Here is a 16,603-nt window from a genome sequence, read left to right on the forward strand (position 1 = left end):
CTCTCTCTTCTCTTCTCTTCTCTTCCTTCGCGTACTTCGCGCCTTCGCGGTTAAATCATTCCGATACAACCGGAATTGATATCAGATTTTAATTCAAAAAAAATTCAAATCTCACATCTCAAATGCCTCGATGTCCTTACCTAGAGGCGGCTCGTACTAACAAGACTCCGCCGATGCCAAAGCCAAAGGCGATCGGCAGCCAAGCTGATAGGATGGGACTCAAGACAGCTTTCACACCCATAGAACTGGTGATGAAAGAAAATACATAGTAAGTGAAAATCACCACTACGCTAATACCAAAACTCGTGCCTTTACCAGAGCGGCGCGGTTGAGTGCCCAAAGCGGCTCCGACAATCGCAAACACCATAGATACAAAAGGAAAAGCATATTTCTCTTGAATTCTTACCCTAAGTTTGCGAATTTGTTGCTCGTCGCCACTGTTTTTAATTAGCTCCAATCGCTCTAAAGCCTGTGCAATATTCATTTCCTTAAAATCCCGCGCTCTCGCGGCTAAATCTAAGGGTGTACGGGGTAGTTTCAATTGTTGGTGTTCAAATCTAACGATATTGCGGTAAGAACCATCAGGAGCTACTATATAAGCCGTGCCGTTGAAAAAATCCCAGGTGTTTTCGGAGGGATTCCAGGTAGCTGATTCTGAAGAAACTATTTGATTGAGGCCGGGGGTGGAGCGATCGATAATTGTTAAACCTTTCATGCGTTTCCCGTCAAATTCTTCTGCATAAAAAAAGCGGGCTAGGGTTTCATTGGCGCTTTTGTCAGTTGTCCGAAATTCTGTGTAAATAATATTGCCTTTTTGAAATTGCGGTGTTTCTCGCTTCAGGGCTTTGTCTAAAGTCAATGTAGCCCGGTAGTTGGCCGCCGGTACTACTAATTCTTGTAAGGGGAAGGTAAGGGCTGTGACAACTAACCCTAAAATTACTGCTGGGATTACCAGTCGATAGACGCTAACTCCACAACTGCGTAGGGCTACGAGTTCGCTATCGCTCGACATTCGGCTGTAAGCCATTAAGGTTGCTAACAGCATTGACATCGGAAAAGCTAATACTACGAAATAGGGAATTTGTAGCATGAAAATTTCCAGGGCTGCGCCGTAGGGGAGGCCTGATTCTGCGACTCTGCGTACTAATTCAAATAAGGCACCGACGGTGATGGCTACGGATGTAAAGAGTCCGACACCAAATAGAAATGGACCCATTAGTTCTTTGACAATGTACCAGTCCATTACCGAAATTCTCGGCAGCCAGTTGAGGGGATTGAAAGATTTGGACATTGCTATTTTCATAGTTGCACGCGATCGCAGATTCTTCTTTTATTCAAAATCAAAATTATTAAATTTTGCCCGCTCTTCCATTCCTTCAGGAGATTATCGCACGAAGTTGTCGCCTAAGTAATATTGCCGCACTAAAGGGTTCCCGTAGAGTTCTTCTTCTGCGCCGGATGCTAAAATTTGGCCGTCTCGCATGATGTAGGCTCGATCGGTAATTTCTAGGGTTTCTCGCACGTTGTGATCCGTGATCAGGATGCCGATTTGCCGATCGCGCAATTTAGCAATAATACTTTGAATTTCGTTGACGGCGATCGGATCTACTCCGGCAAAGGGTTCGTCTAAAAATAGGAATATCGGTCCGTCTCGCCCCGCAGCCAAAGCTCTCGCCAGCTCAGTCCGCCGTCTTTCGCCGCCGGAAATTTGAATTCCTAAACTGGATGCAATTTTTTCTAAGCGAAATTCTTGCAACAGGAAATCTATGCGATCGCGCCATTCCCATCGTGGCACTTGAGTTTGTTCTAGGACTAACAAAATGTTATCTCGCACCGTCATGTTGCGAAAGATGCTGGCTTCTTGGGCCAGGTATCCTATTCCCAAATGTGCTCGTTTGTGCATCGGCAATTGAGTGATGTCTAAATCGTTGAGCCAAACGCTGCCTTGATTGGGTTTTTCTAATCCCGTAGCGATGTAAAAGGTGGTAGTTTTGCCAGCACCGTTGGGACCGAGCAATCCGACAATTTCTCCTTGTGCTACAGAAAGATTGACGCGACTGACTATATTGCGTTTGCCGTAGGATTTGTGAATATTTTCGAGTACAATTTTCATTCTCGTCGAGCAATCTCTACCAGTTAAATTCCCGTAGGCGGGCAAAGGCGATCGAATTTCAAGTTGATCTGAGATTTTATATGATTCTGCTGAACAGGCCCGACGGCCTGGCCTGTTCCACAAACAGTCAATTTAATAGTGGGGTGGGTAGGACCCCCGCAAAATTGTGCTGCCAGCAGTTTTTAGCGCGGGGCTGTGGTGGGACGTGGGGAGCCGACTGCATTTTGAGCGGCTGCATCTTGCTCTGGGGCAACCAGATAGACGGATTCTACCTGCCCTGGTTTGTCTGGTAGGGCAATAAACCGCCCTTCGTCGATTAGATATGTCACGGTTTCGCCCCGGAGGCTGTTCCCCTGCTGCAAGACGTAAACGTCTCCGCTGAGAATGATCCGGCGCTCGCGGCTGAAGTATTGGGCTTGAGCTGCGGTAGCTTGCATTTGGCGGGCTGGGTAGTTGATTTGGACGTTGCCGCGGGCTGTCACGATGCCGGTTTTGGAGTCTGCTTCTTGGATGTCCGATCGCACGCTGAGGGTGCGGGGCGGCGTTGCTTGGGGATAGGTGGGAGAAGCCATCGCGCCTGCCAGAGTGAGGGGCAACAGCAGCGATAATCCTTTGAATATTCTCGAATTAAGTAATTTAGCGGAGGACATCATAGATTGTCTGCCTCAAAATTTGTAAAATTGCTCAACGGCATAACTTTTAGCTTTGACAGTTAAGTATTTTATCTTAACGACCGGGAAGACTCCCGTTATGTCGATCGGTTCACGACCTACTATCAACCAATTATCCTAGCAACAGAAATGCCAATTTTACTGCCTATGTTGCTGAGTCTGCTGTCCAGACTAATTTTTTCTAGGAAGAGTTAGGGACAGTTTACCGGGCTTTGGCATAGGGTGGCTATCGGTTCTGTGTCGATCGCCCCGATCTTACTTCAATTTTATTCTTAAATAGCAGAATCTGGTGATTATTTGCCGATCGCACCATCGCCATCTACTCGACTTCTTCAACAAGTAGGTGTTCTCAATTAATACCCAAATCAAAAAATCAAAACAGCAGAGCTATTCAGCTACTCCTTTTTCCCGCTATGTTCATTTCGAGCAAATTAGGTTAATATTAATGGAGACATGAGTTGACTCGCTATACTATAAGGAAGACGGCAGACGGCAGAGGGACAATTCAATCAGATAGATGATTTTAGCAATTTTGAATTTCCCGACCGCCGAATTTATTCCTCCTATATATACAGTCAACCATTAACAGTCAAAAGCTAACAGTTAACAACCTCCTATCATGACTAATAAAGTTCAAAAAACTGAAGCCGAGTGGAAAGAGCAGCTCACAGCCGAACAGTTCAAAGTTACTAGAAAAAAGGGAACTGAAAGAGCATTTAGTGGCGAATATCACGACAACAAAAAGCCAGGAACTTATAATTGTATTTGCTGCGGCACTCCACTATTTGAATCAGAAACAAAGTACGATTCCGGTACTGGTTGGCCGAGTTTCTACGCTCCAGTTAGCGAAGAAAATGTTAAGTGTGAATCCGATAATACTTTGTTTATGCGCCGCACAGAGGTGTTGTGTGCTGTCTGTGACGCTCATCTGGGTCATGTATTCAATGACGGCCCCAGACCAACAGGTCAGCGCTACTGCATGAATTCTGCTTCTCTTAATTTCGTACCCAAGGATTGAACCTTGAGTTGACCGTCAACCGTCAACATGGCAAGCTCTTCTGGAATGGGTCAAAAATCCTGTTCCAGTTAATTTATGTTCAAAATGCTCCCATACTGCTATCTTATGGTGGAAGCAAACAGAATAAAAAATAGTGGCGGCATAGGGATGGTTTATCAGCGGGTTTTGCTGAAGCTCAGCGGTGAAGCGCTGATGGGCGATTTGGGCTACGGGATCGATCCGGTAGTTGTTAGTTCGATCGCTCAGGAAGTAGCCAAAGTCGTTTCTGAAGGTATTCAGCTAGCGATCGTTGTCGGTGGTGGCAATATTTTTCGCGGCGTGAAGGCAGCTTCGGCGGGTATGGATCGGGCAACGGCAGACTATGTGGGTATGATTGCTACAGTCATGAATGCCATCACATTGCAGGATGCCCTAGAACAAGCAGGAGTGCCAACCAGGGTGCAAACGGCGATCGCCATGCAAGAAGTAGCTGAAACCTACATTCGACGGCGCGCGATTCGTCACTTGGAAAAAAAACGGGTAGTGATTTTTGGTGCCGGTTCTGGTAATCCTTTTTTTACTACTGATACCACAGCCGCTTTGCGGGCGGCTGAAATTGATGCAGAGGTGATTTTTAAAGCTACTAAGGTAGATGGGGTGTACGATTCTGACCCCCACATCAACCCCAATGCTCGCAGATACCAAACCCTCACCTACGGACACGTCTTGAACCAAGACTTACGGGTGATGGATAGTACGGCGATCGCTCTTTGTAAAGAGAATAATATTCCTATTATGGTATTTGACCTGACGGTATCGGGCAACATCTACCGAGCAGTAATGGGAGAATCTATTGGAACCCTTGTGGGAGGTTTTTGTGAAGTTAGCTGACGTGGAAGATCATATGCAAAAGGCAGTTGAGGCTACTCAACGGTCTTTTAATACTATTAGGACGGGACGGGCAAACGCATCTCTCCTCGATCGGATTATGGTAGATTACTACGGTGCTCCAACTCCGATCAAATCTCTTGCCAATATCGGTACGCCGGATGCTTCTACCATCAGCATCCAACCTTTCGATCGCCAAGCACTCAATTTAATTGAAAAAGCGATTTCGCTGTCTGATGTGGGACTCGTACCCAATAATGACGGTTCCATAATTCGTTTGAACATTCCGCCGCTGACTAGCGAGAGACGCCAAGAATTTGTCAAAATGGCCGGAAAATTTGCTGAAGAAGGCAAAGTTGCCATTCGGAATGTCCGCCGCGATGCCGTAGACTCAGTTCGCAAGCAAGAAAAAAGCAGCGAGATTTCTAAAGATGAATCCCGCGACTTGCAAGATAAAGTTCAAAAGCTGACCGACAAGTACATTGCCAAAATCGAAGAAGTTCTGGCTGCGAAAGAGAAAGATATCGTGAAAGTATAACAACAGTCAAAAGTCATTGGTCAGTTAACTAACAATTAGCAACTGACTGATGACTAATGACTTTTGACTAATTGCTAATGACTAAAATCTTTGATTGTATTATTGTCGGTTCTGGACCAGGAGGTAGCACAGCAGCTTATCACTTGTCCAAGCTGGGTCGTTCTGTTTTGGTACTAGAAAAGATGTCTTTACCCCGCCATAAACCCTGTGGCGGAGGTGTTTCTCCGGCGATCGCCCAATGGCTAGATTTTGACCTGACACCAGCTATTTCTATGAAAGCTACTAAAATTAGCTACACCTGGAAAATGGCAGACGCGGTGGAAGTGGATCTAGAGTCCCCCATGTGGATGGTGCAGCGGGATGTATTTGATGAATTTTTACTCAAACAAGCTCAAAAGACTGGTGCGGAAGTTAGAGATGCTACTGAAGTCATCGGAATTGAGTTTACCAATTCTGTTTGGTTAGTTAAAACTACCACTGAACCGGTTTATGCTCGCTATTTAATTGGTGCTGACGGTGCTGGTGGTCCGATGGCTAAGTGGTTGGGTTTGAAAGAACCAAAACTCTATGCGAGTGCAAGTTTGGAAACTTCTGCAATCACAGGTGATGTTCTCAATTTTGATTTTGGCACGATTAAAAAAGGTTTTATCTGGAGTTTACCCAAGGCTGATGGCTACTCTTTGAGTATTGCTGCTATGCGGGGCGATCGACCAAAAAATATCAAAAATATGTTGGCTGATTACGCAACTAACTGTGCCGCGGATGTGATTGTCAGCGATATCCACGAATATCCGATCTGTCTATGGGATGGCGATCGCCAATTACACTCCCAAAATGCACTGTTGGTAGGAGAAGCAGCTAGTCTCACCGATCCCCTGTCCGGCGAGGGGATTCGACCTGCTATTTTGAGCGGATTTAAGGCCGCTGAGGCGATCGATCGAGCTCTTGGAGGTGTGGGCGACGCTCTGGAAAAGTATACTCAAATTATTAGCGAAGAATGGGGAAGCGATATGCTTTGGGCTAGTCGTTTGGCTGCGGCATTCTATCAGTTTACTGGTGCTGCTTACAGAGCTGGGGTTAAATCCCCTAGAGCTAGTCAGGTAATGAGCAAAATTTTGTGCGGCGAAGTGTGTTATGCCGATATCGCTCACCGCGCTATTAAAAAGCTGATGCCATTTTAATCAGAAGGAAGAAGGAAGAGGGAAGAAGGAAGAAGGAAGAAGGAAGAAGAACCCCCCCCCTACCCCCCCCAAGGGGGGAGGGAAGAAGGAAGAAGGAAGAGGGAAGAAGAACCCCCCCCTACCCCCCCCAAGGGGGGAGGGAAGAGGGAAGAGGGAAGAGGGAAGAGGGAAGAGGGAAGAGGGAAGAGGGAAGAGGGAAGAGGGAAGAGGGAAGAGGGAAGAGGGAAGAGGGAAGAGGGAAGAGGGAAATATTCTGAAGTTCTCACTCTTGATTTTTCATGCTGAATTGTCTAAAATCTAAAATCTAAAATCGAATGACAATTTATTTTTATAAAGTAGATGAGCCTTACGGCTGCTTTTCTAACTTTTCACTCCATGACATTTGGATAGATGGTCAAAAATGGTTCACTGTGGAACACTACTATCAAGCTCAAAAATTTGTCACCAGTGCTGATGAAAGGTTGGTGGCTGCGATTCGAGCCGTACCTACTCCTCAAGAAGCTGCTTACTTGGGTCGCGATCCCAACCATCGCCTTCGTGCTGATTGGGAAGCGGTAAAAATTTCAGTTATGTGGGAGGCGGTTAAAACTAAGTTTCTCACCCATACAGATATTCAACAGATTCTCCTCAACACAGGCGATCGCCTGATTGTCGAAAATTCACCAACAGATTACTATTGGGGCTGCGGTTGCGACCAAACTGGGCAAAATCATTTGGGTAAAATTTTGATGAGGGTGCGGCGCGATATCTCTGAAAGCCTTGCTAACTGCGAAAAACTCTAATTTTTAAGTGAATTGTCGATACATGAATTTATATATTAAAATAATAATAGTATATTATAAAAATTGTTAATTAATGTAACAAGATTTTAAGATTGCGAGAAATTGATCGGATCGTTAAAATAATAATCAGGAGTCCAAGGGATCGTTTAGTTAGAGCTGCGATCGCTTGAAAAATCTACAAAATAGTAAGTTTGAATCCGATTTTTGATATCGGGGCATCCCCGTCTACAGTAAAAAATTCTGATAAATATTACACTACATTGCCGCAAAAGGAGATTTATGAAATTGACAGAAGAACCAGAAAAAATCAATCATCAACTAGACCGAGAAGTCTTGGTACGTCGCATAACTGAACGTATCCGCCAATCTTTAGAATTAGAAGATATTTTAAGTTGTACGGTAGAAGAAGTGCGGTCTTTTCTGAAAACAGATCGGATTATGATTTATCGGTTTAGTCCAGATGGTAGCGGAGAAGTTGTTGCCGAATCAATCGATCGCAACCGTCTTCCTTCTTTAAAAGGATTAAACTTTCCAGCAGACGATATTCCCCCTCAAGCCCGTGAGATGTATGTCCGTCAACGGCAGCGGACAATAGTAGATGTGAAGTCAGCCACGATAGCCTTAAGTCCCCTGGATGCGCCTCAAACAGGTGAACCTTTAGCTAGTGAGGAGATATATTACAGATCGCTCGATCCTTGTCACGGAGCTTATCTGATGGCAATGGGAGTCCTATCTTCCCTAGTCGTGCCAATTTTGCACCGCCGCACCGGGCCAGCAAACAGCAAAACAGACATCTGCGATTCGCCGGAGTGCTTGACGAGATACGATCCAGACAAAAGTAGCCAAACTCACATCGAATTGTGGGGACTTTTGGTATCTCACCACTCCGCTTCCCGCAATATTTACCAAACTGATTTGGAAGTAGTTCAGTTAGTCGTAGATCAATTGTCGATCGCGATCGCTCATGCCATCACGATCGAGCAAACTCGCTCTCAAACAGCCCTGGAAGCCACAGTCAGCCGCATCGCCACCCTATTATACGGTCAAGCCAACATTCAATTGCAGCAGGCTTTAGAAGCTACTGTCACCGCCATGGAGGGCTGTGGTGGCAGACTCTACATCAGCGCCCCGAAAATCATCCCAGAAAAGTTATCAACTCCCAAAATCCATGGGGAATTTCGAGTTCCCACCAATCATCAAGTTTCGACAGTTGCTTCTACTACTGATGCCACCGATTCTGCCTTTGAAGTGTTCGCCGTAGGAGAACAACCCATACTTCCAGAGTGGGAAAATGCCACAGGTGCGATCGAAACCCATCCTTTGTGGCAAAAATGGCTAACCACAGGATTGAACAATCATCAACAGACTCCCAAGATTTCCCCATTGGCAATGGCCAATATTTCAACTATGGTGGGTCCCGACTCCCAATTCCCAATGTGGATAATTACCGACTTATATAAAGAACCTCAATTTAGAGTTTTATCTCCTGCTTTCCCAACTACTCAAATTCGGGGTTTACTGGTAATTCCCCTCCACTACCAACAGCAATTAATTGGGTGTTTGACAATTTTTCGTAATGAAATTGACAGCGAAAAAATGTGGGCGGGACGCTTTGATACCAGCGCTAAACAAGAGCTGCCCAGACAATCCTTTGAACTGTGGCGAGAAATAAAAAAAGGTCAGTCTCCTCAGTGGAAACCGCACGAAATTGAACAATGTTTAGCGATTGCAAACCAATTTCGTTCAGCAGTTAAGCATTATATTTTGCATCAAGAAGTGCAGGCGATGAATGCCAATTTGGAGCGTCAAGTTCAAGAACGTACCGCTCAATTGCAAAAATCCTTGGACTTTGCCCAAGTATTGACGAGAGTCAGAGACCAAATCCGCAGCACCTTGGACTTAAAAACTATACTGCAAACTATTGTCCGAGAAGTGAGAGTTTTGCTAGATACCGATCGCACAGTAATTTACCAATTTACCGACGACGAACAGGGAGAGGTAGTTGTTGAGGATGTTCGCGGTGAGTGGCGGTCAATTTTGGGTTTGAAATCTCCAGAAGAATGCTTTCCCGAAGGTTCATCCTGTTTTTACAGGAAAGGAAAGGTGCGGGTGATTAATGACATTGATAATTCGGATTTAACTCCCTGTCACCGCGATTTTTTGGAAAGTTTGCAGGTGAGGGCAAATTTAATAGTGGCGATCGGCAAAGATACCCAATTTTGGGGATTGCTAATTGTCCATGAGTGTTCCGCGCCCAGAGTTTGGCAAACAGCAGAACAGGAATTGCTACAACATTTGGCAGATCAAGCTGCGATCGCCCTTTACCAAGCAGAACTTTATCAAGAAAGTCTGAATGCAGCCTCCGCGGATCAAGCAAAAGCCGAACAGCTAGCTCAAGCTCTCGCCCAACTCCAAAATACCCAAGCTCAATTAATTCAAACTGAGAAAATGTCCAGCCTCGGACAACTGGTGGCTGGCGTCGCCCACGAAATCAATAACCCTGTTAACTTTATCTACGGTAATCTCTCCCACGCCAACGAATACAGCAAAGATTTGCTCTGCTTGGTGGAACTTTATCGCCAGCACACTCCCAATCCTAACCCAGAAATTACAGAGTGCGAAGAAGCGATCGAAGTAGATTTTCTTACCGAAGATTTGCCGAAAATTTTGGACTCTATGAAAGTGGGAGTCGAACGCATCCGTCAATTAGTTGTATCTTTACGGAATTTTTCTCGACTCGATCGGGCTGAGAAAGATTGCGTTGACATTCACGAGGGCATCGAGAGTACGCTGTTGATTTTGCAGCACCGCATCAAAGCCACCTCCGATCGAGCAGCCATAGAAATCATTAAAGAGTACGATAATTTGCCACGAGTGGATTGCTATGTTAGCTCCTTGAATCAAGTGTTTATGAATCTCCTCGGCAATGCGGTTGACGCAATAGAAAGCCGAAAGATAGAACGAATTAGGAGTTTACCCGGATTAGAGCCCAGTGCAGGAGCTATCAACTTCAGCTCCCAAAAATCCTCGGTGGATTCGGAAAATTTCAATGTAACCAATCAAACTTTAATTCCCGATGTTCCCAATCCTTGCATTCGGATTCGCACTCAATTAATAGATGAAAAAACAGTAAGAATTTGCATTGCAGACAACGGTCACGGTATCCCGAAAGAGTTAATTTCTCACATCTTTAATCCGTTTTTTACTACTAAACCAGTTGGTCGCGGCACAGGTTTAGGACTTTCTATCAGTTACCAAATTGTAGTTGAGAAGCATAAAGGGGTACTTAAGTGCATTTCTATTCCCGGTAAAGGTACAGAATTCTGGATTGAAATTCCTATCCATTAGTTAAAGGTTAACAGTTAACTGTTAACTGTTAACTTTTAACTCGAAGTCACGATTCCGATACTAACGGATTTGATATCAATTAAAACAGCACTTGCAGTAGGAAAGAACTGACGGAACCCAGAAGACTCATAAAGTCGCCACCGCCCGCTGTGCGGGGTTCTGTTGGCTTTTGGCGCGCTACAATTGCTTCGGCTAACTGCTTGGACAATTCCTGACCTTGGGAATTCCCTTGCGTGGCAAAAAGTTTGTTAGCTATTCCTGCGTCTTGAGTGGCACCGGCGAAGTCTCCTAAGTCGGCACGAGACATACTGCGAGCAAAATAAACGGAGGCTAAGTCGGGTTTGAGATTGAGGGCTTGGTTGTAATAATCTACGGCGTTTCTGTAGTTTCCAGCTTGGGCCTCGATTACTCCGAGTTTGTAGAAGTCTTCAGCAGTACCAATGTTAGTTGGCATTCCTCGAACTCCTAGCAGTTGGGTGCTGGTTAAATTAGTGTTGAGCAAATTGGCGTTGCTGAGGTAGGCGCTTCTCAAGTCGGCACCGTTGAGGTTGGCTCCGCTGAGGTTGGCCCCAGTTAGGTTAACGCCAAACAGACTGGTGCCGCTGAGGTTGGCTCCGCTGAGGTCTGCCCCAGACAGGTTGGCTCTGCTGAGGTTGGCTCCTCTGAGGTCTGCACCTTGGAGATTGGCTCCTGCTAAGTTGGCTAAGACTAAGCCTGCACCGTTGAGGTCGCAGTTGGGGCACTGTCGGGTGGCTAGTAGTTGTTGCGTGTGTTGTATGTTTTCGGCCGATGCAGGGGCTAGAGGGGCTAGAGCGCTTAGCACTGTTGCAGCAATGACTATTCTGCTGAGTTTCATTGTTAACCGTCCAAAATCCGAAATATTAAATCTAAAATAACTTGTATTGAGGCAAGTGGAAATCTATAGTTACTAGAGTCTTTCCTAAAATAATGATTTTTAGAGCTTATTTACAGCTTTTGAAAATTTCATATTCTATTTTTTAGTCACTCTTGTTGATGATTATAACACTTACACGGTCTGGAAAAACAACAATAACTCCGATTACTTTGCAGCCTTTGCGATCGTAAAAATATTGTGTTTATGGATGAAAAGTTTCCAAAATCAGTGGGATTTTTTTCTACATTGTTGATTTTACGGATTTTGAATGTGACAACGATCACCAATAACTATGGGTAATATCACATAAAGACAGCTTTTTCGATCACAAAATGTTGCGGAAAATAGGACATAGTAGTATTGTACCTCTAACAAATTGACAACTCGACCTTCTACGTGTTTTACTCAAGTAACGATCGACCAAGTAGTTTCATCGATATTTGCCGATCGCAGTTTGTCAGTATCACATTGACTAGGCGCTACCTTAGTCAAATCATGAGACTGCTGAAATCTAAGCATTTCTCGAAGAGAGAAGAACAGAATGCACTTGTCAGAGTCTTGTCAATTCTCTACAAAAGTGCGATCGCCATTGCAGGTTAATCGAGAAGCGCGATCGACAGCATCTGTACTGATAAATCTTATTTATCTGCTGGTTGCTAATGACACACGGCCACAGATAAATTAGTAAAAAGAAATTAATAGTAAGAAAAAACAGGGATTGTGTATAGTACAAAAAACTTAATGAGGGTGCTTTAATAAACAAAAAGAATCGCTATTTTTTTAGAAAAAAATCAAACCTTAGTCAGATTGATGGGATTTTTACCCATCAAAAGTTCAAGTAAATCGGTTGTATATTGCTAAGCTGCAAGTCCAAGGTTATCAGTAGCCTCGGAACAGATTCTGTTCCCTTGTCAAGCAAAGCTATTATAGACCGCGTATCCCCATGAGGTAATTGGTATGGCTGGAGTATGTAAACTTAGCATCACAGAGACAATTGAAGAATTGAAAAACTTATTAACCGAACAAAAAACGGCAAGTGGATTTCAAAAAATCCAAGCATTGTACTTGTTCAAAATTTGTCAAATTAAAACAGTGAAAGAATTGGCACTCACCATCGGCGTCAACCGAATTACCGTGCAGCGGTGGCTGAGAAAATACCGTTCTGATGGACTCGAAGGACTCCTAGAAACAAAGCACAGCGGAGGCCGCAAGCCAGCAATTCCTCCTCTGGCCCGCGCTAGCTTAGCAGTGCGCCTCAACGATCCCCATAAAGGCTTCAAAAGTTATGGAGAAATTCAAGATTGGTTGCAGCAGGAATATAACATTCAGGCTTCTTATAAAGCCGTTTACGCGACGGTACGATACCAATTAAAAACGAAACTGACCAAAGTCTAAATTCTGCACTAATAGACATCTCCCAAAAAGGCTGTCAAGCAGGGCTGTTTCATTCTCTTGTAGGGGCTGCCCCCCGTGGCTGCCCCCATCTCACCAAACACATACAAAATCGTGAAAGAAGAGGGTAGGCACGGGGGCACTACCCCTACAAAATGATGATTTGTCAGCAGAATGAAACAGCCCTGGGCTGTCAAGGGCTGGCTGTTTCATTGTCAAGAAAACGATGATTGTGTAGGGGTAGTGCCTTTCTTTGCCTACCCCCTCCCTTGAATATCAATCTAAAAAGTCAAAATAGGGCTGATATTTGGTAGCAAGTTGTACGCGCTATGAATGAATTGCGCCCTAGGTAAAGCTTGCAGGTTTTGCTGTTTTTTAGTTTTTTGATATTGAAATGGTCTGCATCTAAGGCAAAAACCGATCCAAAGCAGCTTTCAACTCTTCAATTTCCGTATCAATATTACCTTCCTTAGCAGCTCTACCAATACATTGAGTTAAATGTTCGTCAAGAATGATTCTCGCGACGCGATCGAGGGCTCCTCGAACCGCAGCAACTTGTACTAGAACTTCAGGACAGGGGCGATTTTCCTGTACCATAGTTTTAATGCCACGAACGTGTCCCTCAATCCGAGACAAGCGATTCACCAGCCGTCGCATGGATTCTTCATCGTGATGGTGAGGGTGAGCAGAGTCACCATCGTGATGGTGGTGAGAATTTGAGGGCAAAGATGGGTCAGCAGAAGTATCAGATAAGATCATTGGGGGTTGATGCAGTGGGGTAAAATTTAATAGTTAGAATTCACAATATCTTGAGTTTGTGCTCCCGTTCCTGACCAAAAAACGGGGATACAAGCCCCGTCCTTAAAGGACGGCTTTTCTTGATTTCTAATATAATCCTTCAGGACTTCTAGAGGTGCACCACCTGCGGAAACCGCAAAATAACTAGGACTCCACAAAGCTTCTTTATGGGGTTTTTTGTATCCGGCCTGTCCTTCGCGACGACTGGAAACCCCTTTGAGCGCGTTAACAATTTGAGAAACTGAAAGCTTCGGCGGATACTCAATCAGTACATGAACATGATTCCCTTCACCGTTAAACTCTAGCACTTGAAAATTCATCTTTTGGTCAACCTCTCGAAACGACCTTTCAATCAAATCAAGGCTTTCGCCTGTAAACACAGACCGACGGTACTTCGTAACACAGACAAAGTGCATTTTAAGTTCTGTAACAGAATGGCGTTCACGGCGATAAACGGTTGTCATTTTTGGCAAACCAAGATACGATTTCGTAGCAGAACAATCCTAGCACACTCATGAAAGCAAGATTTCGCTACAGGTTTTACCCGACCAGTCAACAGCAGCAGAGTTTGGCTCAGTTGTTCGGCTGTGTTCGCGTAGTCTGGAACGATGCCCTCGCTCTCTGCAAGCAATCCGATAAAAAGCCAAGTTCAGCGGATTTGCAAAAAATCGTTATTACTCAGGCTAAGAATACCGAAGAAAGAGCTTGGCTAGGAGATGTGTCGTGCGTCCCATTACAACAGTCGGTTGCCGACGTGGATGTCGCTTTCAAGAACTTTTTCAACTCCTGTAAAGGAAAGCGAAAAGGACGCAAAGTCGGATATCCCAAGTTCAAAAGAAGAACCAGCAGTCAGTCGGCGCGTTTTAGAATTGGAGGATTTTCCTTCAAAGGTGATGGAGTCTATTTAGCAAAGATTGGAATTGTCAATCCAATATGGTCTAGAGAATTACCATCAACATCCAGTTCTGTGACAGTGATTAAAGACTGTGCAAACCGCTATTTCTTAAGTTTTGTTGTAGAGGTTGAGTCAGTTCAATCCGAAGCCAAGAATCCCAGCGTCGGAATCGACCTAGGGATTAAAACTTTTGCAGTAATGAGCAATGGTGAAAAAGCTGAAAGTCCTGGCTATAAAAAGCTAGATCGGAAAGTTCGCAAACTGCAACGCAAATTAGCCCGCCAACCAAAGGAATCTAAGAGAAGGAATGTAACTCGAATCAAGATTGCCAAACTACACAATCGAATTGGCGACACCCGCAAAGACTTCTTGCACAAACTGTCAACCAAAATAGTCAACGAAAACCAAGTGATTATTTTGGAAGACCTCAACCTTTCGGGCATGGTGAAGAATCGGAAACTTTCAAGAGCAATTAGTCAGCAAGGATGGTACGAATTCCGAACACTTTGCGAAGCTAAAGCTGAAAAGTTCGACAGGCAATTCAAGGTAATTAGTCGATGGGAACCAACCAGTCAAGTCTGTTCAGACTGTGGCTTTAAATGGGGAAAGATTGATTTATCTATTCGCTCAGTGCTTTGCCTAAGTTGTGGTACCCACCAAGATAGAGATGAAAATGCAGCCAGAAATATAGAGAAAGTCGGGATGGGGAATCGCCACGACTCTAAACGGGCGCTGAGGGATTGTAAGACTACTCCGGTAGCAGAACCTTGTGAAGCGTCAAGAATCACCGCCCATGAAAGGCCGGTGAGTATTTCAATCGGCACCAGAACTCCAGCGCCCAACTAACTCAGCTAGCATAAAATTCACGCTATGGGAATACTCAAGTTTTTTCGCCCAGCACCCCGAATAGTGTCTTCGCTGTTGGGCGTATTTTTAGGAATTACGATCGCCCTACAGACTTGGACAATCAGCCCAGCACCAGCATCAGCGACTGTCCAAAATCCCCAAAAGTTGGCACTCAGGGGATCTGAATTATCGGCGACTGCTAGCAACAATAGTTTTGTGACGCTAGCAGTCGATCGCGTCGGACCAGCAGTAGTGCGAATTGATACCGAGCGTACTGTGAGTCGCAACTTAGATCCAGTCATGGAAGACCCGCTATTTCGGAGATTTTTTGGAGACGAATTCCGTACCCAAGTACCCAGACAAGAACGCCTGCGGGGTCAAGGTTCCGGCTTCGTCATCGACAAAAGCGGGACTGTATTAACGAACGCTCATGTGGTGGATCAAGCCGATCGAGTGACTGTCACCTTAAATGACGGGAGCATTTTTCCGGGAGAAGTGTTAGGTACGGATGAGGTGACAGATTTGGCGGTTGTCAAAATTAATACTAAGGGTGTTAATTTGCCGACAGCAGCTTTGGGAGATTCTGATGCGGTGAAAGTGGGAGATTGGGCGATCGCCGTGGGAAACCCCCTAGGATTTGATAATACCGTCACCTTGGGAATTATTAGCACTTTGAAGCGATCGAGCGCAGCCGTAGGTATTCCCGACAAGCGCCTCGATTTCATTCAAACAGACGCAGCCATCAATCCCGGCAATTCCGGCGGCCCGCTGTTAAACGGTTCAGGAGAAGTGATTGGAATTAACACAGCGATTCGAGCCGATGCAATGGGTATTGGCTTTGCAATTCCCATCAACAAAGCTAAAGCTATTTACGCACAGTTAGCGCGGGGAGAACAAGTCAGTCACCCGTTTTTGGGAATTCAAATGATTGATTTGACTCCAGAAATTGCTAGAGAGAATAATGCCGATCCGAATGCTCCTTTGATGATACCGGAAGTGAGAGGGGTGTTAGTGATGCGAGTTGTGCCAAATACGCCTGCGGAGAAAGCGGGAATTCGCAAGGGAGATGCGATCGTTCAAATTGACGGCGAGGCTGTCACGACGGCGGCAAAGTTGCAAAATCTGGTGGAAAATAGCCAAATTGGTCAAAGTTTGAAGCTGAAAGTGCGGCGAGGTTCTTTGACGAAAGATGTTGTTGTTCAAACAGCTCAATTGAGGGATTTTTAGGTCAGAAGGGGAAGGGGGAAATTGTTGGCTTG

General features: G+C 45.0%; 14 protein-coding genes and 1 pseudogene. 9 read left to right on the forward strand and 6 right to left on the reverse strand.

What is annotated here, in order from left to right:
- Positions 1-136: 136 nt before the first annotated feature.
- The 3 genes from P2A85_RS25315 to P2A85_RS25325 all read right to left on the reverse strand — a co-directional run bounded on the left by P2A85_RS25315 (position 137) and on the right by P2A85_RS25325 (position 2,766).
- Entirely contained in the window at positions 137-1,303 is a 1,167-nt protein-coding gene (locus P2A85_RS25315) for an LptF/LptG family permease (RefSeq protein WP_377476101.1), read from the reverse strand.
- Between the two features lie 81 nt (positions 1,304-1,384).
- A complete protein-coding gene (gene lptB, locus P2A85_RS25320) occupies positions 1,385-2,113 on the reverse strand; it encodes an LPS export ABC transporter ATP-binding protein (protein WP_341731227.1) in 729 nt (242 codons plus the stop codon).
- 182 nt (positions 2,114-2,295) lie between these two features.
- Positions 2,296-2,766: an LptA/OstA family protein gene (locus tag P2A85_RS25325; RefSeq protein ID WP_341738792.1), complete on the reverse strand. Its 471-nt coding sequence runs from the start codon at positions 2,764-2,766 to the stop codon at positions 2,296-2,298.
- Between the two features lie 637 nt (positions 2,767-3,403).
- Between P2A85_RS25325 and msrB the strand changes: the two genes are divergently transcribed.
- The 6 genes from msrB to P2A85_RS25355 all read left to right on the forward strand — a co-directional run bounded on the left by msrB (position 3,404) and on the right by P2A85_RS25355 (position 10,518).
- A complete protein-coding gene (gene msrB / locus P2A85_RS25330) occupies positions 3,404-3,802 on the forward strand; it encodes a peptide-methionine (R)-S-oxide reductase MsrB (RefSeq protein WP_377476102.1) in 399 nt (132 codons plus the stop codon).
- Positions 3,803-3,943: 141 nt separating this feature from the next.
- Positions 3,944-4,672, forward strand: coding sequence for a UMP kinase (gene pyrH / locus P2A85_RS25335; protein ID WP_340520084.1), 729 nt, complete (start codon positions 3,944-3,946; stop codon positions 4,670-4,672).
- Positions 4,659-5,207 (forward strand): ribosome recycling factor, encoded by a 549-nt coding sequence (gene frr / locus P2A85_RS25340; protein ID WP_340520040.1) that lies wholly within the window; start codon positions 4,659-4,661, stop codon positions 5,205-5,207. Before pyrH ends, frr begins: the two co-directional genes overlap by 14 nt.
- A gap of 86 nt (positions 5,208-5,293) precedes the next feature.
- Positions 5,294-6,388, forward strand: a complete 1,095-nt coding sequence (locus P2A85_RS25345) for a geranylgeranyl reductase family protein (RefSeq protein ID WP_377481716.1) — start codon at positions 5,294-5,296, stop codon at positions 6,386-6,388.
- A 314-nt stretch (positions 6,389-6,702) separates the two neighbouring features.
- Positions 6,703-7,170, forward strand: coding sequence for an NADAR family protein (locus tag P2A85_RS25350; RefSeq protein WP_377476103.1), 468 nt, complete (start codon positions 6,703-6,705; stop codon positions 7,168-7,170).
- A gap of 279 nt (positions 7,171-7,449) precedes the next feature.
- Positions 7,450-10,518 carry a GAF domain-containing protein gene (locus tag P2A85_RS25355; RefSeq protein WP_377476104.1) on the forward strand — a complete coding sequence of 1,023 codons (3,069 nt, stop codon included), beginning with the start codon at positions 7,450-7,452 and terminating at the stop codon, positions 10,516-10,518.
- 79 nt (positions 10,519-10,597) lie between these two features.
- On the opposite strand, the gene P2A85_RS25360 is transcribed toward P2A85_RS25355, so the two are convergent.
- Positions 10,598-11,374 carry a pentapeptide repeat-containing protein gene (locus tag P2A85_RS25360; RefSeq protein WP_340520046.1) on the reverse strand — a complete coding sequence of 259 codons (777 nt, stop codon included), beginning with the start codon at positions 11,372-11,374 and terminating at the stop codon, positions 10,598-10,600.
- Positions 11,375-12,370: 996 nt separating this feature from the next.
- Here P2A85_RS25360 and P2A85_RS25365 point away from each other — a divergent pair.
- On the forward strand, positions 12,371-12,808 hold the full coding sequence (locus P2A85_RS25365) for a transposase (RefSeq protein WP_377476105.1): 438 nt from the start codon (positions 12,371-12,373) through the stop codon (positions 12,806-12,808).
- A 402-nt stretch (positions 12,809-13,210) separates the two neighbouring features.
- Here the strand turns inward: P2A85_RS25365 and P2A85_RS25370 are convergent, their stop codons facing one another.
- Positions 13,211-13,564: a metal-sensitive transcriptional regulator gene (locus P2A85_RS25370; protein ID WP_341731234.1), complete on the reverse strand. Its 354-nt coding sequence runs from the start codon at positions 13,562-13,564 to the stop codon at positions 13,211-13,213.
- Positions 13,565-13,671: 107 nt separating this feature from the next.
- Positions 13,672-14,067: pseudogene (gene tnpA / locus P2A85_RS25375) on the reverse strand (IS200/IS605 family transposase); the annotation flags it as partial.
- A gap of 50 nt (positions 14,068-14,117) precedes the next feature.
- Here tnpA and P2A85_RS25380 point away from each other — a divergent pair.
- Positions 14,118-15,344, forward strand: coding sequence for an RNA-guided endonuclease InsQ/TnpB family protein (locus P2A85_RS25380; protein ID WP_377476106.1), 1,227 nt, complete (start codon positions 14,118-14,120; stop codon positions 15,342-15,344).
- 24 nt (positions 15,345-15,368) lie between these two features.
- Positions 15,369-16,571: an HhoA/HhoB/HtrA family serine endopeptidase gene (locus P2A85_RS25385; protein WP_377476107.1), complete on the forward strand. Its 1,203-nt coding sequence runs from the start codon at positions 15,369-15,371 to the stop codon at positions 16,569-16,571.
- Positions 16,572-16,603 lie beyond the last annotated feature (32 nt).

The organism is Microcoleus anatoxicus, assembly GCF_042465725.1.
GTDB lineage: Bacteria > Cyanobacteriota > Cyanobacteriia > Cyanobacteriales > Microcoleaceae > Microcoleus > Microcoleus anatoxicus.